Origin of the sequence: Miltoncostaea marina (genome assembly GCF_018141525.1) — a bacterium.
In the GTDB taxonomy this organism is placed as follows: domain Bacteria; phylum Actinomycetota; class Thermoleophilia; order Miltoncostaeales; family Miltoncostaeaceae; genus Miltoncostaea; species Miltoncostaea marina.
In genome coordinates, this window is sequence record NZ_CP064655.1 from 2,103,521 (window position 1) to 2,125,911 (window position 22,391).

The 22,391-nt window shown below is 72.8% G+C and carries 19 protein-coding genes and 1 pseudogene; 10 read left to right on the forward strand and 10 right to left on the reverse strand.

The window, feature by feature from the left end:
* Nucleotides 1-4 precede the first annotated feature (4 nt).
* The 4 genes and pseudogenes from ITJ85_RS10525 (at nt 5) to ITJ85_RS10540 (ending at nt 2,112) form a co-directional block, all read left to right on the forward strand.
* A complete protein-coding gene (locus ITJ85_RS10525; RefSeq protein ID WP_217913059.1) occupies nt 5-322 on the forward strand; it encodes a hypothetical protein in 318 nt (105 codons plus the stop codon).
* 101 nt (nt 323-423) lie between these two features.
* Complete coding sequence (locus ITJ85_RS17390) at nt 424-846, forward strand: CHAD domain-containing protein (RefSeq protein ID WP_425517112.1); 423 nt, start codon at nt 424-426, stop codon at nt 844-846.
* Nucleotides 741-1,463 (forward strand): annotated as a pseudogene (locus tag ITJ85_RS17395) (CHAD domain-containing protein); the annotation flags it as partial. The gene ITJ85_RS17390 and the pseudogene ITJ85_RS17395, both read left to right, overlap by 106 nt.
* Nucleotides 1,456-2,112: a metallophosphoesterase family protein gene (locus ITJ85_RS10540; RefSeq protein ID WP_217913062.1), complete on the forward strand. Its 657-nt coding sequence runs from the start codon at nt 1,456-1,458 to the stop codon at nt 2,110-2,112. The pseudogene ITJ85_RS17395 and the gene ITJ85_RS10540, both read left to right, overlap by 8 nt.
* 42 nt (nt 2,113-2,154) lie before the next feature.
* Here the strand turns inward: ITJ85_RS10540 and ITJ85_RS10545 are convergent, their stop codons facing one another.
* The 4 genes from ITJ85_RS10545 to ITJ85_RS10560 are packed head-to-tail and all read right to left on the reverse strand — an operon-like array spanning nt 2,155 to nt 4,521.
* Nucleotides 2,155-2,451 (reverse strand): hypothetical protein, encoded by a 297-nt coding sequence (locus ITJ85_RS10545; protein ID WP_217913063.1) that lies wholly within the window; start codon nt 2,449-2,451, stop codon nt 2,155-2,157.
* Nucleotides 2,448-3,311, reverse strand: a complete 864-nt coding sequence (locus ITJ85_RS10550) for a type II secretion system F family protein (protein WP_217913064.1) — start codon at nt 3,309-3,311, stop codon at nt 2,448-2,450. Before ITJ85_RS10550 ends, ITJ85_RS10545 begins: the two co-directional genes overlap by 4 nt.
* Nucleotides 3,308-4,198 (reverse strand): type II secretion system F family protein, encoded by an 891-nt coding sequence (locus tag ITJ85_RS10555; protein WP_217913065.1) that lies wholly within the window; start codon nt 4,196-4,198, stop codon nt 3,308-3,310. Before ITJ85_RS10555 ends, ITJ85_RS10550 begins: the two co-directional genes overlap by 4 nt.
* Entirely contained in the window at nt 4,195-4,521 is a 327-nt protein-coding gene (locus ITJ85_RS10560; protein WP_217913066.1) for an ATPase, T2SS/T4P/T4SS family, read from the reverse strand. Before ITJ85_RS10560 ends, ITJ85_RS10555 begins: the two co-directional genes overlap by 4 nt.
* A 13-nt stretch (nt 4,522-4,534) precedes the next feature.
* On the opposite strand from ITJ85_RS10560, the gene ITJ85_RS10565 reads away from it, so the two are divergent.
* Nucleotides 4,535-5,926 carry a recombinase family protein gene (locus tag ITJ85_RS10565; protein ID WP_217913067.1) on the forward strand — a complete coding sequence of 464 codons (1,392 nt, stop codon included), beginning with the start codon at nt 4,535-4,537 and terminating at the stop codon, nt 5,924-5,926.
* A gap of 103 nt (nt 5,927-6,029) precedes the next feature.
* Here ITJ85_RS10565 and ITJ85_RS17400 read toward each other — a convergent pair whose 3' ends face one another.
* Nucleotides 6,030-7,043 carry a peptidoglycan DD-metalloendopeptidase family protein gene (locus ITJ85_RS17400; protein ID WP_217913068.1) on the reverse strand — a complete coding sequence of 338 codons (1,014 nt, stop codon included), beginning with the start codon at nt 7,041-7,043 and terminating at the stop codon, nt 6,030-6,032.
* Nucleotides 7,044-8,157: 1,114 nt separating this feature from the next.
* Here ITJ85_RS17400 and ITJ85_RS10575 point away from each other — a divergent pair.
* The 5 genes from ITJ85_RS10575 to ITJ85_RS10595 all read left to right on the forward strand — a co-directional run bounded on the left by ITJ85_RS10575 (nt 8,158) and on the right by ITJ85_RS10595 (nt 12,703).
* Nucleotides 8,158-8,829, forward strand: a complete 672-nt coding sequence (locus ITJ85_RS10575) for a hypothetical protein (protein WP_217913069.1) — start codon at nt 8,158-8,160, stop codon at nt 8,827-8,829.
* Between the two features lie 151 nt (nt 8,830-8,980).
* Nucleotides 8,981-9,328: a DUF6112 family protein gene (locus ITJ85_RS10580; RefSeq protein ID WP_217913070.1), complete on the forward strand. Its 348-nt coding sequence runs from the start codon at nt 8,981-8,983 to the stop codon at nt 9,326-9,328.
* A gap of 227 nt (nt 9,329-9,555) precedes the next feature.
* Nucleotides 9,556-10,011: a hypothetical protein gene (locus ITJ85_RS10585; RefSeq protein ID WP_217913071.1), complete on the forward strand. Its 456-nt coding sequence runs from the start codon at nt 9,556-9,558 to the stop codon at nt 10,009-10,011.
* 156 nt (nt 10,012-10,167) lie between these two features.
* Nucleotides 10,168-11,499, forward strand: a complete 1,332-nt coding sequence (locus ITJ85_RS10590; RefSeq protein WP_217913072.1) for a TrbL/VirB6 family protein — start codon at nt 10,168-10,170, stop codon at nt 11,497-11,499.
* Nucleotides 11,492-12,703, forward strand: a complete 1,212-nt coding sequence (locus ITJ85_RS10595; protein ID WP_217913073.1) for a uracil-DNA glycosylase family protein — start codon at nt 11,492-11,494, stop codon at nt 12,701-12,703. The genes ITJ85_RS10590 and ITJ85_RS10595 overlap by 8 nt, the downstream gene beginning before the upstream one ends.
* A 255-nt stretch (nt 12,704-12,958) precedes the next feature.
* On the opposite strand, the gene ITJ85_RS10600 is transcribed toward ITJ85_RS10595, so the two are convergent.
* From ITJ85_RS10600 to ITJ85_RS10620, 5 genes are read right to left on the reverse strand one after another with little or no spacing between them, the layout of a single operon-like run.
* Complete coding sequence (locus ITJ85_RS10600) at nt 12,959-14,668, reverse strand: hypothetical protein (protein WP_217913074.1); 1,710 nt, start codon at nt 14,666-14,668, stop codon at nt 12,959-12,961.
* A complete protein-coding gene (locus tag ITJ85_RS10605; protein WP_217913075.1) occupies nt 14,659-15,729 on the reverse strand; it encodes an AAA family ATPase in 1,071 nt (356 codons plus the stop codon). Before ITJ85_RS10605 ends, ITJ85_RS10600 begins: the two co-directional genes overlap by 10 nt.
* A gap of 20 nt (nt 15,730-15,749) precedes the next feature.
* A complete protein-coding gene (drmB, locus tag ITJ85_RS10610) occupies nt 15,750-17,600 on the reverse strand; it encodes a DUF1998 domain-containing protein (RefSeq protein WP_217913076.1) in 1,851 nt (616 codons plus the stop codon).
* Nucleotides 17,597-20,734, reverse strand: a complete 3,138-nt coding sequence (locus tag ITJ85_RS10615) for a helicase-related protein (RefSeq protein WP_217913077.1) — start codon at nt 20,732-20,734, stop codon at nt 17,597-17,599. The genes drmB and ITJ85_RS10615 overlap by 4 nt, the downstream gene beginning before the upstream one ends.
* Nucleotides 20,731-22,287, reverse strand: a complete 1,557-nt coding sequence (locus ITJ85_RS10620; RefSeq protein WP_217913078.1) for an AAA family ATPase — start codon at nt 22,285-22,287, stop codon at nt 20,731-20,733. Before ITJ85_RS10620 ends, ITJ85_RS10615 begins: the two co-directional genes overlap by 4 nt.
* Nucleotides 22,288-22,391 lie beyond the last annotated feature (104 nt).

The following is a 22,391-nucleotide window of genomic DNA, read 5'->3' on the forward strand; positions in this document are numbered from 1 at the left end:
CGGGGTGAGCTACCAGGGCATGCTCGACGGCCGGGACGGCCCGCCGCGGTCCGTGTACGTGCGGCTCGGCGAGGACGCGATCACCACCCGGCGCAAGGAGGCCCGGCGCGAGGCGACCGTCGCGCTCTCCAAGGCGCAGCGCCGCTGGCTGCGCGAGGTGTCCGAGCTGTCGGGCGCCGGCGTCGACGAGGGCGCCGTGCTCCGCGCGCTGGTCGATCTCGGCATGCAGCTCGACATCGACTGGACCGCGCTGGCCGGCGGGAAGGCGCTGCGCCGCGCGGTGCGCGAGTCGGTGATGGTCCGCCGCCCGGCCGGCGACTGACACGCGCGGTGGCGAAGGCGTGGGAGGTCCCCGGGCTGCGGCCCGACGCCCGGTTCCGCGACGCCGCGGGGCGGGTCGTGCTCACCCGCTGGCGCGAGATGATGAGCTACCGCGACGGCACCCTCCTGGGCGAGGACGTCGAGGAGCTGCACGCCATGCGGGTCTCCTCGCGCCGCCTGCGCGCGGCGATGGACGCCTTCGCCGGCGCCTTCCCGTCGAAGGCGTTCCGGCCCCTGCTGCGCCAGGTGAAGGAGATCACGGACGTGCTCGGCGACGCCCGCGACCTCGACGTCGCGATCGAGCGCCTCACCGGCGAGCTCGCCACCGTGGCCGACGATGAGCGGCCCGGCCTCCACGGCCTGATCGCCCGCTACCGCCACGAGCGCGCCGCCGAGCAGCCGCGCATCGCCGAGCTCTTCGCCCGGCTGGACGCCGAGCGCTTCGAGGAGCGCCTCGCCCGCCAGGTGGCCACGCACACCGGGGTCCGGCTCGAGCGCCTGCGCCCCCGGCCCCCGGAGGCCTGAGCGTGGCCAGGCCCCGTCCCGTGCCGGGCATCGACCCCGACCGGCGCCTCCGGCCCAACGCCCGCCGGATCCTCGCGGTGCGCATCGACGAGGTCTACGCCTACGACGGCCTCGTCGCCGACCCGGCCAACGTGACCGAGCTCCACGACATGCGCATCGCGTGCAAGCGCCTGCGCTACCTGCTCGAGATCTTCGCCGTCGCCTTCCCGGGCCCCGACCTCGACCCCTTCCTCGACGAGGTCAAGGCGCTGCAGGACCTGCTGGGCGACATCCACGACCGCGACGTCCAGATCCCCATGCTCGAGGAGCACCTCGCCTGGCTGGCCGCGCGCGAGGCCGGCGCCGCCCGCCGGCTGGTCGCCCAGGCGGCCGCCGGCGCCCCGCGCCGCCGCCGGGGCCGGCCCGGCGGCCGCGCCGACGAGGCCGCCTTCCGGGCGTTCCAGCGCGAGCTCGAGGTCGGCCGCCGGGCCGGCGAGCGCCCCGGCGTCCACGCCCTGATCGGCCGCCGCCGCCGCGAGCGCGACGAGCTGTTCGGCCGCTTCACCGGCGAGTGGCGCCGCCTGAAGCGCGAGCGGTTCCGGGCGCGGCTGCAGGAGGCGCTCGGCATCGATGCCTGACCGGCTCGCCCTGATGGGCGACGTCCACGCCAACGCCGCCGCGCTGCGCGCCGTGCTCGCCGCCATCGAGGGTGCCGGGATGCGCCGCGGCGTCTGCACCGGCGACCTCGTCATGCGCGGCGACCGGCCCGAGGAGTGCGTCGACCTCGTGCGCCGGCTCGGCTGGCCCTGCGTGATGGGCAACACCGACCGCAAGGTCGCCACGCGCCAGCGGCGCCCGCCGGACCACCCGAAGGCCCAGCGGGTCGGATCGCGGCCGTGGACCACCAACCAGCTCAGCGAGCCGTCGCTCGCCTACCTCGCCGATCTGCCCATGGTCGCGCGCCTCGAGGTGCGCGGCGCCCTCGTCGTGGTGATGCACGGCAGCCCCACCGACCCCCGCGAGGCCATCGACGGCGACACGCCCGGTCGCGATCTGCGCCGCCTCGCCCGCGACCTGGGCCGCCCGGCGTGCGTGGTCAGCGGCCACACCCACGTGCCCCTCGTGCGCGACGAGGCCGGCTGCCTGTTCGTCAACCCCGGCGCCGTCGGCGAGGCCCTCGACGGCGACCGCCGCCCCCGCTGGGCGTGGCTCGAGGTGGGCCGCGCCGGTCTGCGCGCCCACCTCGAGACCGTGCCCGAGGAGCTCGCCCGCATCCGCGACAACTGACGGCCGCCGACGGCGGCGGGGCCGCCCGGCGTTGTCATGACCTCACCAGCCGACCGCCCAGCCCGGAACGAGCACGGCCGGCCGCGGCGGCGCAGGCGGGCGCGGCGGCCGGGGCCGCGGACGCGCCGGACGCCGCGGCACGGCCGGCCGGCGCGGCCCGGCGTCAGGCGGGGCGACCAGCGCGGCCACGGTCCCCACGGGATCGATCGGCGGCCGGCGCTGCGGCCGGTGCTCGCGCACGGCGACCAGCGCCAGCATCAGCAGCCCCACCGCGGCCACCACCGCGAGGTACTCCGCGAGCGCCGAGCCCCCGCGACGCCCCCCGCCGCCCGCGGTCACCCGACCACCCCGCCGACCTGGCGCGCCAGCTCGATGATCAGCACGCCGATCACCAGCAGCAGGATCGCCGGCACCATCAGCATCGCCACGACGAGCTGGATCTTCGGCGCCGCCCGCGCCGCCCGCTCGCGCGCGTCCTGGCGGCGCGCGGCCCGCAGCGCCGCGGCCTGACCCTCGAGGGCGCGCGAGAGCGGGGCGCCGAGCTCCTCGGCCTGGAGCAGGGCCGCGACGGTCCGCGCCAGCTCGGGCGCATCGACGCGCTCGGTGAGGGCGCGGTAGGCCGCCGCACGGGGTGTGCCGAACGCGAGGTCGCCGAGCACCCGCCGGATCTCGTCGCCGAGCGTCCCGCCCAGGCGCCCGGCGGTCAGCTCGAGGGCGGGGTCGAGCGCCATGCCCGCGCCGACGCAGATGCCCAGCAGATCGAGCAGGTCCGGGAGCTCGCGCACGACCGCCCGCCGGCGCGCCGCGGCCAGGGCCCGCACCCGTCGCCCGGGCGCCAGGGCCCCCGTCAGGGCGAGCGCCGGGGCCGCGACGAGGAGCACCGGGCTCGCCAGCGCGAGCGCCGTGCCCGCGAGGGCCCCGGCGGCGGCGGCGACCGCGCGGGCGCGGGCGAGCGCGCCGCCGTCCAGGCGCCCCGCGAGGCCGGCCCGCAGCAGCAACACCTCGTCGCCTGGGCGCGCGAGCGCCCGGGCGACGGCGCACGGGCATGGCACCGCGGCGGCCGTTGTCACCAGCCCCGCGCGGACGGCGCGCGGAGCGGCGGGGCGGCGCGCTCGCCCCGCGGCCCGCCCGCGCAGTCCGACCGCCGCCAGGGCGAGCGCGGCGAGCCACAGCGAGAGGGGCGCGACCGCCGGGCTCACGGCTCGACCCGCCCGATGCGCCGGATCGCCAGCACGCCGGCCCCGTAGAGCGACGTCGCGACCAGCAGCAGCGCCGGCCCGACTCCGGCCCCGAGCGTGCGCGCCAGCGTGCCGGGCGCGACCACCTCGGTCAGCACGCCGCCGCCGAGCGGCAGCGCGGCCACCATCCACGCGGTCATCCGCGCCTGGGCGGTCGCGCCGCGCAGCTCCCGCGCGAGCCGCCCGCGCTCCTCGAGCCGCTCCGCCAGCGCCCCGAGCGCCCGCGCGAGGTTCCCGCCGGTGCGTCGCTGCACCAGGATCGCGGTGACCATGATCCGCAGATCGTGGGAGGGCACGCGCGCGACCAGCCCCTCGAGGGCGGCCTCGATGCGGCTCCCGAGCTCCAGCTCGGCCACCACCCGCCCCAGCTCCTGGCGGGCGGGCTCGGGCGCGTCGCGCGCAGCGCGGGTCAGCGCCTGGCGCAGCGACAGGCCCGCAGCCAGCCCAGCGGCCAGCTGCTGCGCGACCCCCGGCAGCTGGGCCTCGACCCGCCCGACGTGCCGGCGGTCGGCGGAGCGGACCACCGCCGCGGCGGCGGCCGCCACCGCGCCCGCGCCGGCCAGGGCGGCGATCGGCATCCGCAGCACCACGAGGCCCGCCGCGGCCGCCGCGACGACGGCGAGGACGGTCGCCGCGACGAACGCGTCCGGGCCGACCGGGACGCCGGCGCGCGCCAGCCTGGCCGCGAGCCGCCGGCCGGCCGCCCAACGCGCCACGACGGGCTCGCGGCGGCCGTCGCGACCCGGCTCCGCGGCGGCGAGGCGCGGGCGAGCGCCCGTGAGCCGGCGGGCGCCGATGACGACGAGCGCCCCCGACAGCGCCGCGATGCCCGCGGCGGCGGCGCTCATCCCGGCCCCCCGGGCGGGCCCTCCGCCGCCCACCCCGCCGCCGCGGCGCTCCACGCGAACGCGCCGCGCCACCGCACGAGCGTGGTCAGGACCGGCCCGTCGGGGCCGGGGGCGACGGCAGCCACCTCGACGACGCGCCGGGCGCCGTCGGCGAGGCGCGCCTGGTGGACCACCAGGTCGACCGCGCTCGCCACCTGGTCCGCGACCGCCCGGTAGGGCAGCTCGAGGTCGCCCATGAGCGCGAGCGTCTGGAGCCTGCGGATCGCGTCGCCGGGCGACGAGGCGTGGAGCGTCGACAGCGAGCCCTCGTGGCCCGTCGTCATCGCGGACAACATAGTGTACAAAGACACCATCGACATCGGCATCTACACCCGGCTTAGCCGCGACCCCGATGGAACGCAGACAGCGACTGCCCGTCAAGCAAGCGACTGTCGCGAGCTGGCCGCCCGGGAGGGATGGCGGGTCGTCGAGACCTACGAGGACAGCGACCTATCGGGTTACCGACGGGGCGTCATCCGGCCGGACTTCGAGCGGATGCTTGCGGACGTATCCAGTCGTCGCATCCGAGCCATCGTCGTCTGGAAGCTCGACCGGCTGAGTCGCCAGCCTGGCCAGTTCGAGCAGGTCCTCGACGCCTGCGCGCTCGTCGGCGCGCGAATCTTCAGTGTGCACGAGTCGGCCGACATGACCTCCCCGATGGGCCTCGCGATGATGCGGATAGGGATGACCTTCGCCGCTCTCGAATCGGAGACCATCTCGTTGCGCACCCGCCGGGCGAAGGCCGAAGCGGCCGATGCCGGCCTACCGAATGGCGGCGGGCTCAGGCCCTTCGGGCTGAGCAAGAGCAAGACGGAACTCGTCCCCGCCGAGGCGGCACTCATCCGCGAAGCGGCCGGGCGCGTCATCGGCGGGGAAGGTTTGCGGCAGATTGCAGCCGACTGGGAGGCGCGAGGTGTCGTCTCCTCCCGCGGCAACCCGTGGACGATCACGGCCCTTCGTCGGATGCTCGTCAACCCTCGTCTGAGCGGAGCGCGTGTCCATCGCGGGCGCGTGGTTCCGTCCGACGTCATCCCCGCCATTCTCGAACCTGCGGTCGCGGAGCGCGTCCGGCACCTCCTCACGCGTGAGCCGGCGTCCGCGTACGCTCGGCAGCCCCGAGCGCTGTCGGGGCTCGTGCGCTGCAGCCTTTGCGGGGAACGCATGAAGGTGAAGCGCCGTCAGAAGGGCGACGCCCTCTACCGATGCTTTCGGACCCCGGGTCAGCGCGCATGCGGCCGGATGGTCGTCACGGCCGAACCGCTCGAGGAGCTGGTTGGCGCTGCGCTGGCAGAGGCGCTCAGTACCCCGCTCTTAGGCGCCGCGATCGCTCAAGGCGAGCCCTCCGGCGAACGCGAGGAACTCGCGGCTCTGCAGGAGCGTCGAGAGGCACTGGTCAACGATCACTACGTCGAGGGCCGTCTCTCACGCAGCGAGTTCCTCGCCGCTCACGCCGCCCTGACGAACCTCATCTCGGCTTCCGAGGACGCGCTGGGGCGGCAGCGGCAGCGCGAGTTGCTCGGGGACCTCGACCCCGGCGAGACCGTCGCCGCCGCTTGGTCCGCCCGAGATCCAGTGTGGAAGCGCGCTTTCGCCAGCGCCTACCTGGAGCGTGTCGTCATCTCGCCGGCCGCTGTTCGCGGACGCCCGCGGTTCGACCCGGCGAGGGTCGAACTCGTGTGGCGCCGCTAGCAGTTCGGCACCGCGGGCAAGCGCATTCAAGTCCTCCACGCGCGCCGGCAAGCCCTGCGCGGCGCGAGTTCGGCGCGTGAGCTCCCGGCCTGCGGCGCGAAGGTCATCCGCGGCCATCGCGCGCCGTTCGAAGGAGCGAGTACGGATTCTCGTTACGCCACCCGCCTTCGAGACGCCTTTCCCAGGCGATGTGAAGGTGGGGGCTGGTGCCGCGGGCGGAACCGGTGTCGCCGACGCGTCCGACGGCTTGACCGGCCGCCACATGCTGGCCCTCCGCTAATCCGGGCGCGAACGCCGAGAGGTGCGCGAGGTAGAACCGGTCGCCGTCCGCCTCGATCCACAGCCGGTTTCCGCCGAGGCCGCTCGGGCCGAGCCGCGTGATCCTCCCCGTGATCGGCGCGACGAGGAGGGTTCCGCGGGGCGCGAAGACGTCGATCGCGCAGTGCCACGTGGGGTGGTCGGGACAGTGGCCACCGCTGCCGCGGTGGCCGCGGTAGTCGTCGCTGAAGCTGCCTGTCGGCCGGCCCCCGTGATCGCGCACCGGGTAGACGAAGCCCCCGCTTGGCGAGGCAGCGGGAGCCCCGGCTGCCCCACGCCTGTAGCGGGCGGCCAGCGCGAGTACCGCTTGGACGTAGTCTTCTGAGTGGTTGTAGGCGAAGACCGCCCGCGGGTAGTCGTTGGGTGCGCCGTTAGCGACCAGGTAGTCCGCGGCGGCGGGGATCGCGTCCTCCGGGTCGTACGGGTCCCGCCGCCCGTCGCCATCGCCGTCCACTCCGTAGGCGGCCCAGGTGCTTCCACCCTCGGGCGTGACGTCGAACTGCATCGGCCCGGCGCAGCAGCCGGCGAAGTTGACGCCTGAGCGGACTCCGGGAGCGGACGAGCGACCGTGGTCGGATTCGATCGCCCCGATCGCGGCGAGCACCGCCCAGTCGATTCCTCGGCTCGTGCCCGCCGCGCGGTAGAGCGCCACGTAGCCCGGCGGAATGTCCTCCACCGGCGCGGCGCCGGAGACAGCCTCCCCGCCCCCGGTGGCGCCGAGCAAGAGCAGCGCCGGCAACGCCAGCAGTGCGAGGACGAAGGACGCGCAAACGGCGGCCAGGCGCCCGGCGGCCTTCACGGGCGCGTCCGGATGGCGGGTAAGGCGGTGATGTCGCAGGGAGGGGGTGAAAACACCCGGCCGGTTCCTCAGTAGGGAGAGGCGCCGGACATGTCGCGGCGCCGCCTATTCGCAGAGAGAGACGGCCCGATGCCTTTTCACCCCCCTCGCGACGCGTCCGGCACTGACGTCGCCGACCGCGACGAGCTCGTCTCACCTGAGCAGCCGCTCCCGCTCATCGACGGGCCGGTTGACTGGGATGGCGAACGGCCCATACCTCTCCTCGAGGAGGTCGAGCCGCCCGCAGCCGGCGCCCCGCAGGAAAGCGCTCTCGCGGGCTCGGGTGAGGCGCGCACGCGTCTCCCGAAGGAGGTCGTGCGAGACCGGTCGGTGCGCTCGACCGGCCGTCCTCGGCGGACCGCCCGGGGGATCGCGGCGCTCGCAACGGGCGCGGCCGCCATCGCCACGGTGGGAGTCCTGATGGGCGGGGAGCCGCCCGATCGGCCGCCTCCGCAATCTGCCGCTCCGGGCCCCCGGGCGACGCCCGATCGTGTGCGTCAGCCTCCGACCCTCCTCGGGTCCCGTGGTGACAATGTTGCGGGTCGCGGGTCGGCGAGTGCACCGCGCCGCCAAGCGGGGCGCCGACACGCGTCGCCGCCCGGCCGCGGCGGTAGCGCGGCCGCACCCCGCACTCGTCGCGCGGACGCCCCGCAGAGTGTCGGTGCGGCCTTAACCCCCGAGCCAACCGGATCGGGTGAACGCGGGCATCCGGCTCCCACCGCAGCACCTCGGCCGACGCGACGCGACTCCGTGTCCCACTCGGTATGGCTCGAGTTCGGCCCGTGACCGCGTCGCCGCGCCCCGGCACGACGCCGTTCGACCGCGCCGAGGCGCACGCATCGCCCTATCCGGCGGGCGGAGCAGGGATCCGTAGCCCGCCGGGGGCCGATGGCAGCCACTCCTGGCCGCGGCCGCTCGGCCCCGCCACGTCAAGACGACGCGGCCGTCATGCGGCGCGTCCACCAGCGAAAGGAACACGATGAGATTGACCGCGACGACTGCGCTCGCCCTCGCGGCGGGCGCATCGGCCCTGTGGTGCGCGACGGCTGTGGCGAGTACCGAGACGGTCGCGCCGGTGGCCGGCGAACTCCGGCTCGGGGAGACGGTGAACGGCGACACGCGCATGGGCACCGAGTTCGGCGTCTGGAGCAACCAGTTCTGGCGCCTGCCCCCGCTCCGCCGCCTCGACCGCGTCCAGCTGCGCATGTCCGCCCCAGCGGACGAGGGTTACTACTTCGTCTGCGCCTACGGGCCGCACGCGAGATCCGCCGGCTTCATGGAGAAGGGAAGCCCGTGCCAGGTGGGGACGGCGGTCGGCGGCCCGGCGCCCAGCCTGCTCGCCACCCAGGGACCGGGCCGCTACCTGGTCGGCGTCACGGCGGCCGTTGACGGCCCCTACAGGCTGCGGCTGGAGCGCATCCAGCACCACGTCAGCCTCAGCCTCGCCTCCCCTCGCCGGTTGCCGCTGGGCGGACTCGTGACCGTGAAGGTGCGCGGCGGGGCGGGCGAGCCGCTCACCTCGCCGGCGCTCCGCGTCCGCCTCACGGCCCAGTTCGCCACCGGCGAGACGCGCGTGCTCGGGACGGCGACTCCGAGCCGCGGGCGCGTGCAGTTCCGTGCGTTCCCTCCCACGGACGTGGCGCCCTACGTCTATCGCGATTACGAGGTGTCCCTGCAGGCGCGGGTGGCTCCCAGCCGCCACTACCTCGGCGCGTCGAGCGCGCGCCGGCGGGTGCGCCTCGGCTGACCTGTCACGGCGCCCGGCCCACAGTCGTGGCACGTCCGTGACGTTCCGCGGGGGTGGAAGCGGGGGCGTCGGGCGCTCTTAGGCGGCGGAGGGGCCGTCATCCCATCCGGCCCCTCCTCCCGTTTCCAGCTCCGACCCCCGGGAGTCGCGCGTGTCCCTTCCCCGCCCCCGTCACCTGCGACGCGCCGCAGCGGGCGCCCTCGTGCTCCTCGCGGCGCCGGCGCCGGCCCTCGGCGTGCAGGCGACACCGGACCCGAACGGCCTTCCCGGCCAGGAGAAGCTCCAGCAGCTCCTCAACGGCCTCTACAGCTGGTCGCTGATCATCGCGCTCGCCGCGCTCGTGATCGCCGCCCTGGTGTGGGCGCTCGGCGCCCACCAGAACCACTACGCCGCCGCGGCGTCGGGCAAGCGCGGGGTCCTGGTGGCGGCCCTGGCGGCGCTGCTGATCGGGATGGCCCCGGCAATCGTGAACTTCTTCTACGCGCTGGGACGGGCGTGACCCGGCCGGGCGATCCGATCCGGCGCGCGGCCCCCGCCGCCGTCGCGGCCGTCTTGGGCCTCGGCCTCGGAGTGGCACTGTCCCCCGACGGGGCCGCCCCACCCCAGGAGCCGGTCCTCGTCGTCGGCCCCTCAGCAGCCGACGAGGCGACCCCACCGACGGCTCCGCCGGCGAGGCGGCAGCGGGCCCCGCGGCCCGCGGCCCCGCTGGACGCCTCGGGCCCCGTGGTGGCGGCCACCACCCACCTGCGGGCGCTCGCCGACGAGCGGCTGGTGGGCGCCCCCGGCCGTCGGCGGGCGCTCGCGGTTCGGATCGCGACACCCGGTTACCGCGACGAGCTCGCGCGCCGGCTCGACGCCGCCTACCAGGCGCTGGAGGCCGGCTGGCCGGCGGGGACGCCGATCGTGTTCCGCGCCCATCCGCTCGGCTACCGGATCGAGCATCGGTCCGCGGGCAGGGCGACCGTCGCCGTCTGGAGTGCCGTCGTCCACCCCGGCGAGGACGGCACGGCGACTGTGGCGTGGACCCTCAGCCGCGCCGCGGTGCGCCGCACGGCCGCCGGCTGGCGCCTGGAGCGCTACCTGCCCGACGAGCCGGGCCCGGCGCCGGCGTCCGCCGCGCCGGCCACCCCGGCGGCCGAGTTCGCCGCCATCACGGCGACGCTCTCGCCCTACCGGCGCTGACTGGTGCCGCGCCTGGCCGCCCTCCTCGCCGCCGTGCTCCTCGCCGGAGGCCTCGCGTTGGCCTCGTCGCCGCGCGCGGAGGCGCTGCCGAGCCCGTGCGACGCGCCCCTGATCGGCACCGTGTGCGACGCCGCCGGGGACGCAGCCGCCGCCGGCGTGCGCACGGCGGCCGACGGCATCCTCGGTGCCCTCACCGGCTGGGCGGGCGACGGCGCCCTCTGGCTGATCGGGCAGGTGGTGAAGGCGATCGACACGACCACCGGCGTCGATGTCGACGCGCGCTTCTTCACCCGCCACTACGGTTTCATGGTCGGCGTCGGCGGCCTGCTCCTCCTGCCGCTGCTGCTTCTCGCCGTCGTGCAGGCGCTCGTGCGCGGCGACCCCGCGATCCTCGTACGCGCGTTCTTCCTGCAGCTCCCCGCCGCAGTGCTCCTTACCGGGTTGGCGGTGGCGGCCACTCGGACGGGGCTCGCGGTCACCGACGCCCTCTCAGACGAGCTCGCGTCGGGGATGGCGGCCGAGGCGGAGGGTTTCCGCAAGGCCTTCGGGGCGGTGGTCCTGTCGGCGGGCGTGATGCCCGCGTTCGTGGCGTTCCTCGTCGCGGTGGTGGTGGCCCTGGCGACGCTCGCGATCTGGCTGGAGTTGATCCTGCGGGCGGCCGGCATCTACATCGCCCTGATGTTCCTGCCGCTGTTCCTCGCGGCGATCGTGTGGCCGGCGAGCGCCCGCTGGGCCCGGCGCCTCGCCGAGCTCCTAGTGGCGCTGGTGCTGGCGAAGCTAGTGATGGTCGCATGCCTGTCGCTCGGCCTGTCGGCGATCGCCTCGGGCGAGGGTCCCGGGACGGTGCTCGCCGGCGCAGCGATCTTCGTGCTCGCCGCGTTCTCGCCGTTCGTGCTCCTCTCACTGATCCCGCTGGCGGGGGAAGCGGCCCACCTGAGCCGCCAGGGCCGCCCGGCGCTGGGCGGGGCGAGCGGCGGGGCGCTCGTCTGGCAGCAGGCGCGCTCGCGCATCACGGGCGCCGCCGCCGCGGGCGGCGGCGTGCGCGCCATGGTGCCCCTTCCGCTTGCCTGGCGCGGTTCCGGATCCGGTGTGCAAGCGGCGGGCGCCGGGCCCGGCGGGACAGCCGGCGGGCCGCGTGCACCGCAAGGCTCGGGCGTGTCCGCCGGCTCCGGGCGGGCACGCGCCGCTGGGGCGGCTGGGCCGCCCGGAGTCGGCGGCCCGAACGCCCAGCGGCCCTCGACCGCGCCGCGCGACACCGGCAATGCCCCGTCGGCCCAGACAAGCCGGCCGCCGGTCGATGAGTCGCCTGGAGCGCCAGCGGCTCCCGCGGCGGCGCGGCCCAGCGCCGGCGCGGCGGCCGCACCGGATCCGGCGGGCGGAAACTGGCTCGGCGGTCCCCCGACCAGACCGGCCGCCCGCCCGACCGGCGATGACGTCCCGCCGCCGCCCCCTCCGCGGCATCGCCCTCCCCTGGGCGGCGATGGCTGAGCCGCGCCGCTACCGCTTCGGCCCGCTGGAGCCCGGGGGCGCCCTCGGCTTCATGAGCTGGGGGCAGCTGGGATGGCTCGCGTCGGGTGGCGTCGCCGCGGTCGTCGTGCTGCGCATGGTGGGCGGCGCGAGGGGCGGCCTCATCGCGCTCGCCTTGGCAGGCGGGAGCGCAGCCCTGGCGTTCGCGCCTGCGGGCGGGCGCAGCCTCTCCGCCTGGGCGCCCGTCGCGGGAGGCTTTCTGCGGCGCCGCCTCGTCGGCGAAGCCCGCTATCGCGCGGAGGGGCCGCAGTCTGGGTTGCCGGGCGGGTGCGATCTGCCGCCGGCGTTGTCGCAGATTCGCATCATCGCCGCGCCTGTCGTCGCATCGCGCGATGTCGCACATCAGCCGGTGGGCAACGTAATGACCGGAATCCTCGACGGTTCACCCGGGGGGTGCGAGCGCGTCATCCTTGCCCAGTGGGAACGCAGCTGTCCGCGGGAAGAGGTGGCGAGGCGTTGGCGGACGGAGCACCAGCTCCCCGAGCCATGGAGCGGCGACCTTGCTCGCGCGCGAGTGCTGTTCGTGTCGTCGAATCCGTCCGGCAGGTCATGGCGCCTCGGCACACGGATTGGTGTCCCCGGACCACCGGCGGCGTTCGCCGACCCCGCGCACCCGTCCCGCCGGCACGGCGGCGCGTTCCCCAGGGCGGGATGGCGAGACGATGAGATCGCCGACTACTTCAACGCACGGCTGGAACTCACGGTCAATCCGAGAGGATTCCACCGGATGCCCGACGGCAGCCGCGGTCCCTACCAGCGATTCTGGGGATGGGCGGCCGGCCGCGTCCGCGAGTTGATACCGGACGGCAGCCTCGCGCGAGACGCCTGCATGACGGAACTCGTCCGGTGCAAGTCGATAAGGGAGGAGGGCGTCGACGGCGCGCTCGCGACGTGCACCAGCCGATACCTTGAACCGACCCTCCGGCTCAGTCCGGCGCGCGTCGTCATCGCAGTCGGGAAGAAGGCGCGCTCCCAATTGTCCGTCTCACTCGGCGAGCTGTCCGAGCCCCGGATGGTGGCAGGCCTCCAGCGCGTCATCATCGGGCTGGCCCACCCCTCATCTGCCGAGAGCCCGAAGAGGATCTCCCAGGCGGGGACTGCCGACCAACGCCAGTATGCAGCCGCGCTCGCGCAGGAAGGCGTATCAGAGCTCGATGAGCAATGACGATGTCCACGACGCTTGACACGCCGGCGTCGGATCTCTCGCCACAGCGAGCCGGTCGTTGACGCCACAGCACCTTGATTGCGTGCCCCGGGCGCCCGACTGCTTCGCATGCGGCGTCGGCGACGTCGGGCAGTTTCTAAGCGGGCCGTTGACGTCCTACGCGTCGCGGGCCAGTGTGTCCGTCCGGACGTCCGGCTGCACCTTGGTGCAAGTGTGTGGGCATGAGACTGGCGTCCGGCGGTGCTGCGGATGCGGTCAGGGGCCGTCAGCGTCCGGTGGATCGGCGGCGGGGGCCGCATCGGTGTCCGCGAGCATCCGCCTGAGCCTGTCTTCGAGCTCCTCGGGGAGAGGCGTTGACCGCAGCCTCCGAAGGAAGTGCTCACGCTCGATGCGTCGCTCGACGGTGGCGTTGCCGAGGAAATCGAACGCGATCGCCTTCTTCGCCGGGTCGTACCGGAGCGAGTCCACGCCGAGCGGAAGGAACACGGTCGAACGCACGCACTCACCCCACCCGAGCGTCCGAGCGAGCTCGAGGGCCACGGGTTTCGCCGGCTCGGTGTCCAGATCGAGGGCTTCGAGGAGGTCCACGAGGCTTGGCGCCGGGAGTTCGACCTGGAGGAGTGTCGTCCCGCGGAAGACGACTCTGGAAGCGGCCCGGCCGGCGTCGTCGCGGAGGGTCTCGGTCTCGACATCGAGATCGGTGGGCTCCCCTTGCAGCAGCAACTCCGCCTTACGCGCCAGGAGCCGGTCAAGCGCCGCGGCACGCAGAGAGACGTCGAGGCGCCGCCGGCCGACCAACGTACCTACGAGCGCACCAGCCGTCAGCGCGCTCCATGCGTCTTGTGGCCGCTCCTCTCGCAGGAACGTCAGGAGCCGTCGGGGGTCTGGACGCAGGAGCGCATACAGACCGCCCCGGGCGGTGGACAGCGGTATCCCGGGGTCGTCGACTATGAGGTCCGCGCGGGTGTCGAGAACGGCCTCCACGCGGTCCATGGAGGTCTTGATCGCCTCGGCGTCAGCCTTGCGCGGGCGCCCTTTCAGGGCGATCCGGCGCGCCTCCGAGAGCACGTCCGCGTTACGGAACCCGGTCGCACGCCCGACGCCCGCTAGGGCCTGTGCGAGTCCCAACAGGAGCCGCGGCTCCGCTTCGCGGGGGGCAGCCGATTGCGACCACAGGACCTCCGCCGGGTTCAACCAGGGCGGCCAATCGGATCGGGCGGCCGGGCTGGCGCCGGGGTCGCCCCCGCCGAGGACCGTGGCGTAGCCCTCGACCGACTCCGGGTAGAGGGCGACGACGTTCGCGAGGTTAGCTTCGGAGCCGCCCAGGCCGTCGCAACGCCGGAACGACGCGCCGAGATCGGGTCCGCGGTGGAGTCCGCCGAGCCAGTCCGTGAGGCGTCCCGCGATGCCAGACGCTCCAGCGAAGAGCCACGGCGAGACCGCGTATCGGAACCTGTCGTGCGCCACGTTCTCGTACGAGCTCAGGCGATGCTCGGTCAACTCGGCATCCGAGCGGAAGTGGACGACCGCGTCCCCCACGGCGAGGGCGCCCTCTACGGCGAGGGCGGCTGGTGGGCTGTCAGTCAAGCCGGCCGTCTGCTCGTCCCCTTCGAGTCGCTCCGCCTGAAACGTCCTCCTCGCCGTGAACTGCAGGATCACGGGGAAGGCCCCCGGGTCGTCGGCCTCGGTCACGAGCGCTGCCGTCCGAGGATCGACCGGGCCCGTGAGGAGGACCACCCGACCGGGGCAGAGCCGAAGGAGGTCGTCGTAGTACTTGTCGAAGGCCTCGACGGGCGCGAGAAGCCCCGACGACTGGATCTCCAGGAGGTTGTATCGGTTGGTGAGGAAGAGGTACTCCTGCGGTCCGAGCGGCGTCGATCCGGTCGGCTCCTCCTGCGGGGCGGGGTCCCGCTCCTCCGCCTGGCCCTCGAGCGCCAGCTGGTGTTCGGCTCCGGTCACTTCCATTCGATGAGCTCCTCCGGCAAGCGGCTCCTGATCCTCGGCTCACCCTGCCCGGACGAGGCGAGGAACAGCGACTCACGGGCTCGGGAGAGCATGACGTAGAGCTGCATGTCGGTGAGCTCCTTGTGCCACCCGTCGATCCCTTGGAGCTCGGGGATGAACACCGCGTCGAACTCGAGCCCTTTCGTGCTGGGGTAGTTCACGATCTTCACGCCGGGTGTGTCGAAATCCAGGAGGTCGGCATCGGCGCCTTGGCCGCCGATGTACGCCTGGACGCTGTTCTTCGTCTTTCCGCTCAGTCGGTTGACGAACTGTTGCTGGACCTTCTTGGTGGACGTGAACACGCCGATCTCGAGGTCGCTGTTGGCCCGCTCGAACCGCGCGATGAAGTCGACGGTCGCCGCGAGTGACGGGAATCGTGTCATGGCGGGCTTCTCGCCTCGTCTGGTAGGTGGCTCGGCGACGCCGGTTGTCGAGTTCGCAGCGAAGGTGTCCGCGAGCGCTGCGACTTCATAGGTATTCCGATAGTTCCGCGTCAACTTGTGAAGCCGGTCGCCGAAGTCGCCATACGCCTGGATGTCCTTGATGGTCGAGTTGCGCTCAGTGATGCGCTGGTTCTCGTCGGCGAAGACGGTGAGGTTGGTGGCCAGGAGTCGTGCCAGCACGTAGAACTCCTTCGGCACGTCCTGTCCCTCGTCGATGATGAGGTACGGGATCTCGCCATCGGTCGGCGGATCGGCGTTGACCCGCGTGAGGACCGTCGGCCAGTCGTAGACGTATGGCTCAACGGTCGGCGGGGCCGTCCCGTACTTCCGCCGGTAGAAGCGCGAGAACCACGAGTGGAAGGTCGTCACGACCCCGTCGATCCCGAGTTCCTGGATCGCTGCGTCCGTGTACTGCGACAGCAGCCGTGAGTGCGTGATGACGAGGACTTTCGATCCCAGTTTGTGAAGGCGTTGCGCCCGATAGAGCGCCATGACCGTCTTGCCGGTACCGGGCGGGCCCACCACGAGGTGACTGCCGCTCAGCGGCAGGTTGTTGACCCGGTCCTGTTCCTTCGACAAGTCCTGGTAACTCGGGAGCCTCACCGCTCTCCAGTCGTCACCGCGAGGACCCTCGAGTCCTTGAGGAGATCCGCGAGCACGTCCTCGAAGAATCCGGTGACGCCTCGGCCCGGATTCCCGACCACGAGCGACCGGTCGAGGAGCCGGTTGCCCGACTCGCAGCTCGTCTCCGGAAGGAGACAGCACCCGTGGCAGGCCGCGAGGTTCAGCGAGCCGAAGCCTTGCCCCGGGTTCTCGCTGCACAGCGGGTCGGTGGAGCACCACGCCCCGCGCTCGAGGGCCCGGATGACGGTGGGAGCGAGGCGACCCGGACGGCCCTGATCGACAAGGCCCCCCATCGTGCCCTCGACGTCACCGGCGGCGGTGTAGACGAGGACCCCCGCTTGCGGGTCGCCCTGCGACGCCGTCCGACTGTAGATGCGCTCCTGCAGTGACGCTGCCGAATACCCGCACTCGAAGACCAACTGCCGGATCAGGAGGTGCGCGAAGGTGTGCAGCATCACGTAGCGTGCGGTCGCGACTGGGAGCCGCCCGCCCACGAGCGAGCGTTGCCGTCGGGCCTCGAGCAGCTCGCCGACCGCCGCGGCACCGAGCTCCCACCGTGAGACGGCCGCCTCGTCGAACGCGATGAAGACGCCCTCCCCGAACACCTCGACACCCGGTCGCCAATCGATGGCGGCGCCCAGGTCTGCCGGCACGGCGCGGGCGCCCGGCTCGTAGCGGCTGAACGATACGAGGGCCCGGACTTCACGGAGTCGGACGGCTAGCTGCACGGATTCGACGAGCTCGTCCAACCGTCGCTCGACGGCGGACCCGTCGTCGGGCCTGAGCAGCGGCACGGCTTCCCGGATGAACGTCGATCTGGGGTGGTAGTCGCGTGGCTGTGCGGTGAGCGCCTTCCACTCGCCGGTGAGGATGTCGTCCTCGTCCCCAGACGCGGGCGCGTTCGCGGTCGTCTCATCCCGTAGGGCGCGCCAGACGACTTCGTCCTCGCACTCGATCTCGACGGCGATCGCGTGCACGAGGATCGGTGTGGCCGGGCCGTCGGGGGCGTTGACGATGGCGGGGAAGTTCGGGTGGGACTTGAGCTTCAGGACGAGGTCGCCGTAGGGGTCGTAGTCGGACTCCGGCGGGATGTCCAGGGCGCTTGCCGTGTTCGCGAAGTACACGTTGGTCGCGCCCCGCTGGACGACCTGGAGTAGTCGTCCGCACGGCTCGCCCTGGTCGGCGCGTTGCCAGGGCTGCGTTCCGTTGCAGTGCACCGCCTCGGGGCTCCGGGCGGCGAGCGCCCGCAGGCTGTCCTTCGCGGAGATCCCGTTGAGGCTGCGCCGTGCACCGCACTTGCCGCAACGGACGGAGAGGGAGTCGAGTCCCCCTGTGCCGCGCTCCGCGGAGTCGAGGTACAGGTTCGGCGAATTGCACTGTTTCTGTGCGGGTTCTCTGGCCGTGGAGTGAGCCCAGTCGCGCCAGGGCACGTCGGTCATGTGGCCTTGGTCGCACACGGCGACGAAGCGCATCGGGACCAGTTGCGGGGTCCGGACGCACTGGCCGCAGCGCGCCGGCTCACCGGACTCCTCCCAGTCGCGGCGCCAGAAGACGACCGCGCGACACGAGGGGCAGAAGAGGACGCGCGGGAACCGCACGAAGGGCAGGCCCCGGCTCGACGCCTGGCCCCGCGACCACACCGGTGCGCTGCGGAAGCCAGCGACGTTGAGCTGACGCGCGAGTCGGTCGAGGTGGAGGGCATCGCCGCGTGCACCCCACCACCTGACGTCGGCGGCGACGAAAGACTCGCCGAGCAGGTCGAAGATCGCGCCGACGCCAAACGGCGCGACCGTCTGTGACTGGCGCATCCGGCGTTCAACGGTCACGACGTCCCCCCGACCACGTCGACTGCGACCTGGTGATCGACGCTGCGCATGGACTGGGGCGTCTCCCAGCCCGGACGCCTCTCCGCGAAGTTGATCAGGAGCGACGGGTGCTGCCGACTCGGGAAGAAGTAGAAGAGCGTCGTACCGTCGTCCCGACAGGCTTCGGCTCGCGCCTTCCAGTCGTGCAGGAGCGCGTCGATCTCCGCCGTGGTCGCCTCCGCTTCGCGCGGGTCCGATTCAGCGATCCGGTCCTTTAGCGTCTGCACTGCCCGGACCACGTCGGGGTCGGCCGGATCCATCCTCATCGCGTCCGCGTTTGATGGGAGACCAGCCCCGTGGCGGACGAGGACCACCAGCGCGGCGTGCAGGGCGCGGGCGCGCGCGGGGAGGGAGAACGGCGTGACGCTCGTGGGCTCGACCTGCTTGTAGAGGGCCTCATGGAACTGTCGGAACCCCTCGTAGTGTGAGCGGTCCCTCGGCTTCGTGGCGGAGTACATCGTCACGACGGTCCCCGGCACGGCGGACCGCCCGACGCGGCTCGTGGCCTGGATGTACTCCGCGGTCGTCTTCGGTTGACCGTTGACCAGCATGAGCGCGAGCCGTGAGACGTCCACGCCGACACTCAGCATGCTCGTCGTGACGAGGACTGAGACCGCGTTCCGGTCGTCCGCTCGGAGGAAGAGGCGCTCGAGCAGGGAGGGCAGTCGTTCGCCGCCGACGTTGCCCGTGAGCTCGATCACCGCCTCATCGCCGAGGGTTCTACTCCGCGACTGGTCTCTCGCCCGGTCCTTCAGCATCTGGGGGATGTCGTCGCGGTATTGCGTCAGAGCCCTCCCGAGCTCCTTGAGCGTGTTGTGGTAGGCGACGAGCGTCCAGAGGCCGTCCCGCTCCGCCTCGGTGAGCGTGAGTTCCTGGGGGGCGAGAAGGAGCGCCGTCGAGGTCTGCACGTTCGTCGTGGCCGCGGTGTGGCTCTGTGACATCACGCCCACATAGAGCCGGCCCGGCGCGGTCTGATCCGGCCTGGCGAAGTAGGAGTGCTCCGAGTCGAGGCCGCTCGGGGGGAAGAGCTTCACCGGACTCCCGAACAGCCTGCGTACTTGTTCGTCGGCCCGGCGGATGGTCGCCGTCGAGGCGATCACCTTGGGTCTGTGCCCGCGGAGGTTCACCAGCGCCTCGATGGCCCGTTCGTAGAGCCCGACCATCGTGCCGAGCGGCCCGGAGAGGAGGTGCAGTTCGTCCTGGATGATCAACGAGGGAGGCGCGTGGTGGTCCGACCCGAAGAACGCCCCCGCCTCCTCGTGCCACGCGAGCTGCGCGAACTTGTCGACGGTGCCCACGAGGAGTGTCGGAGGGCGGGCGTAGACCTCGTCATCGACGACGGCGATGGGGAGCTCGGCGTGGAACGCACAGCGCTCGTTCGGGCAGTTGAAGCGGAAGAAGTCCGAGCCGGCCTGCAGGCCGTAGTCGCTCCGGTTGTCCGACTGGCCGTCGGGGACGATCTCGGTCCCGCACCAAGGGCACCGCTCCACCTGGAACACGTTGACCGGCTCCCGTGCTTCGAGGATGTCCTCGACCGCCTGCAAGGCGGCTGCGAAGGTGTTCGGGGTGACCTCCTTGCCCACCCACAGGCCTATTCGGATCGGCTCTCGGCCCATCCTCTCCTCGTGCGCGCCGCGCAGGCTCTCGAGCGCGCAGACGAGCGCCGCCGCGCGTTGGAACTGCTGGGCGGTGAGGAGGCGGAGCGTGTAACGGGTGATGACCGCCGTGCCGCCACCGCGCGGCCCGGACCGCAACCGCCTGAGAAGGATCTCCGTCGCGGCGACCGCCAGATAGGCCTCCGTCTTACCCCCGCCCGTCGGGAACCAGAGGAGGTCGACGACCTCACGGTCCTCGTCCGACGGATCCACCAACCCCGGTAGGACGAGGAGCTGGAAGGCGAGCTGGAACGGGAACCAGCCGTAGTCTCGGCCGACCCACGCGACATCCCGCGCGCCCGGTGCGTCCGCCCGGCGCTTCCGGGATCCACCCAGGTCGCTCTCGGAATGCCGCATCTGCATCGCCATGGCTCTGTTCGCGAGCCGGAAGGCGAGCAGCACGTCGTCGTCGTCGAGCGCGGCGATGCCCCGCCTCATGCGTGTCGCCGCATCCCGGAGCCTCGTCAGGATCCTGTCCCGCGCGGGATGGAGTCGAGTCGGTAGGTCCCCATGCTGCCCTGGCAGACCCCCGATCCATTCCTCGTAGCCTTCGACGAACTCCTCGAGGCCGGCGCGGAGCTCGTCTCGGTCGGCGTCGGCGAGGTGGTCGAGCGAGAGGACCTCCGGAGTCTTCTCCCACCGGGGGGTGATCGCGGCCAACTCGAAGGACGGCACCGTCTCGGTGCGCACCCGATCCGGCTCGGGGGTCGGTTCCGACCACTCGGCGGACGTGCCGTGCCCGATCGCGAACTGCCGGGCGCGCCGGTAGACGAGCGCCAACTCCTCGTCCTCGTCGTCCGCGACGAGCTTGTCGATCGAGGGGTAGTCGACGAAGCGTCCGCCGGGCGCCGTGCACTCGAAGCCGACCTGGTAGAGGCATGCCTCGGGATCGGGCCGCGAGCCGGGCTCGTCCGTCGGCGCCTGTGCCGAGTTCACGAGGGTGACCGTGACGAGCCAGCCGCCGGGCAGTGGCCGCCACAGACACCGCACCAGCCCCCGGTCGTCGAGGACGGGGACGTCGGTGTGGTGGCGCACGTCCTCGGTGGCGACGACCAGGTGGGTCTCAGGGCGGTCGCGGGATGCGAGCGCACGGCGTCGGAACCGTGTACCGGCGCCGTCGTAGACGGCGGCCCAGAGGGCGACGGCCACGCGCGGTTCCCCTTCGAGTCGGAAGCTGAGCCCGATGGAGCTCGGCAGCCACTCGTTGGCGAGGGTGACGGGGTCGTCCGCGCGGTCCTCTCCTACTGAGCCGCCCGAGGCGTCTTGGACCTCGTCCGCCAGTAGGGCGTCGGCGTCGGCTCCCTTCGGGTACAGCGTCCCGGACAGGTACCGGCGGTAGGGCAGCTGCCGGATCTCCTCGTCCTCTCCGTCGTGCGGGCCGACCACGTACGCGCGGAGGTGGTCCAGCAAGTCGTTCCTGAAGGCGCCGCGCGGCGTCATGAACTGGTGCCTCCGAGGACCGCTCCGGCCATCTCGGCGAGCCGACTCCTCGAGGCGGCGTCCAAGAGCAGCGAGAGCCCGACTCGGGGCCGGCTCATGCCGATGTACAACTGGTTCACGCCCCTCTCGCCCTCGGAGAGGAGGTGGAGGTCCGTCAGGATGACGAAACGGTTCTCCAGACCCTTGAAGTCTTCGATCGAGGCCCATGTCAGGGCGTCACCCGGCCACGCGGAACACACCGCCTCGTCGATGACTCGGATGCGACCGCGACGCCACCGCTCCGCGCGGCTCACGCACGACTCGGCGGGGGTCCCAGGCGAGAGGATGGTGATCTCACCCGGGGAGACGTTCTCGTCGATCAGCTCGCGCAGGCGGGTCTCCAAAGCCTCTTCCGCCGGCGATTCGCCCACGTCGACGAAGTCGACCTTCGGCCCCTCCCCGGCGATGGCGGTCCCGAGGTCGCCGCCCGTGTACACCCGCACCTGCTCGACGATCTGCGGGGTGTTCCGGCAGTTCCGATCCAGGCGTACTTCATGGGCGCCGAAGGACTTCAACATCGCGAAGGCGTCTGCGTCGAAGACACCAACGACGGAGTGCTGTCGGTTGGGGTCCAGGAAGGCCCGCCACACGCCGCGCTCCAGCCCACCCTCGATCAGCTCGTCGAGTCGCTCGAGTTCCGGGAGGTTCATGAGGTCCTGAGCCTCGTCGACGATGAGCACGTCGTACGGGTCGTCGCCGACCGAATCGACCGTCATGACGTCCACCCCTGATGGGATGAGACGCGGCCGGAGGAAAGCCGCGAGGCGGTCGCGTGGGCAGAGGTAGAGGACCCTTGCGCCCTTCGCCGCATGTCGCCGCGCAGCCTCGGCCGCGAGGAACGTCTTTCCGGTGCCGGCACCGCCGACGAATGCCAGGCGGTCCCAGTCCTCGACGTAGTCGAGCGCCCGGAACTGTTCCTCCGTGAGCTCCTCCATGGCGAGGTCGAGCGCATCGGTGCGGGCGCGGAGTGAGGGCACCTTGTCGAAGTCCGGTCGGAGGAGGCGGCCGACGTCGACGTACCGTTGCTTCGAGACCCCCGAGCGCCCCGGGGACTTGGCGGTCCAGTAGGCCATCAGTCGCTGGAGGGGCCCTTCGAGCGAGCGGACGCCACTGAGGTCGTCGGCGTCCATGACGAGTTCGTCGTCCCAGCCGACCGACCGCTCGTCGAACTCCCAGTCCGGGAAGACGACCCCGAATCCGACGACCATCGCGCGACGGACGTCGGTGCCGAGCTCGTCGTTCAGACGTCCCTCGAGGGAGAACATCCCAGAACGAGCCTGTTCGAACGGCCCCTCGCTCCTACGGTGCTCCTCGCCGTATCGGTCAGTGAAGACCCAGATCCCGTCCCGGCAGCTGATCGCACCACCTTTGACCTCCAGCACGAGCAAATGGGTGCGGGTGGTTATGACGAAGTCGAGCTCGGCGACCCGCTTGTACTCGTGCTGGGAGAGGTTGGTCGAGTGGTAGCCGATCGCGGAAGCCCCGAGATCCGTGTTCTCGAGCAGCCTGAACACCCTGTGCTCCGCGCCCCGTCGCGGGCCACGGGTCGGTACGGCGGGGATCATCTTCATCGACGGCGCCCGCCGACAGGTCGGATGCGGCCCACACCGTCACGATG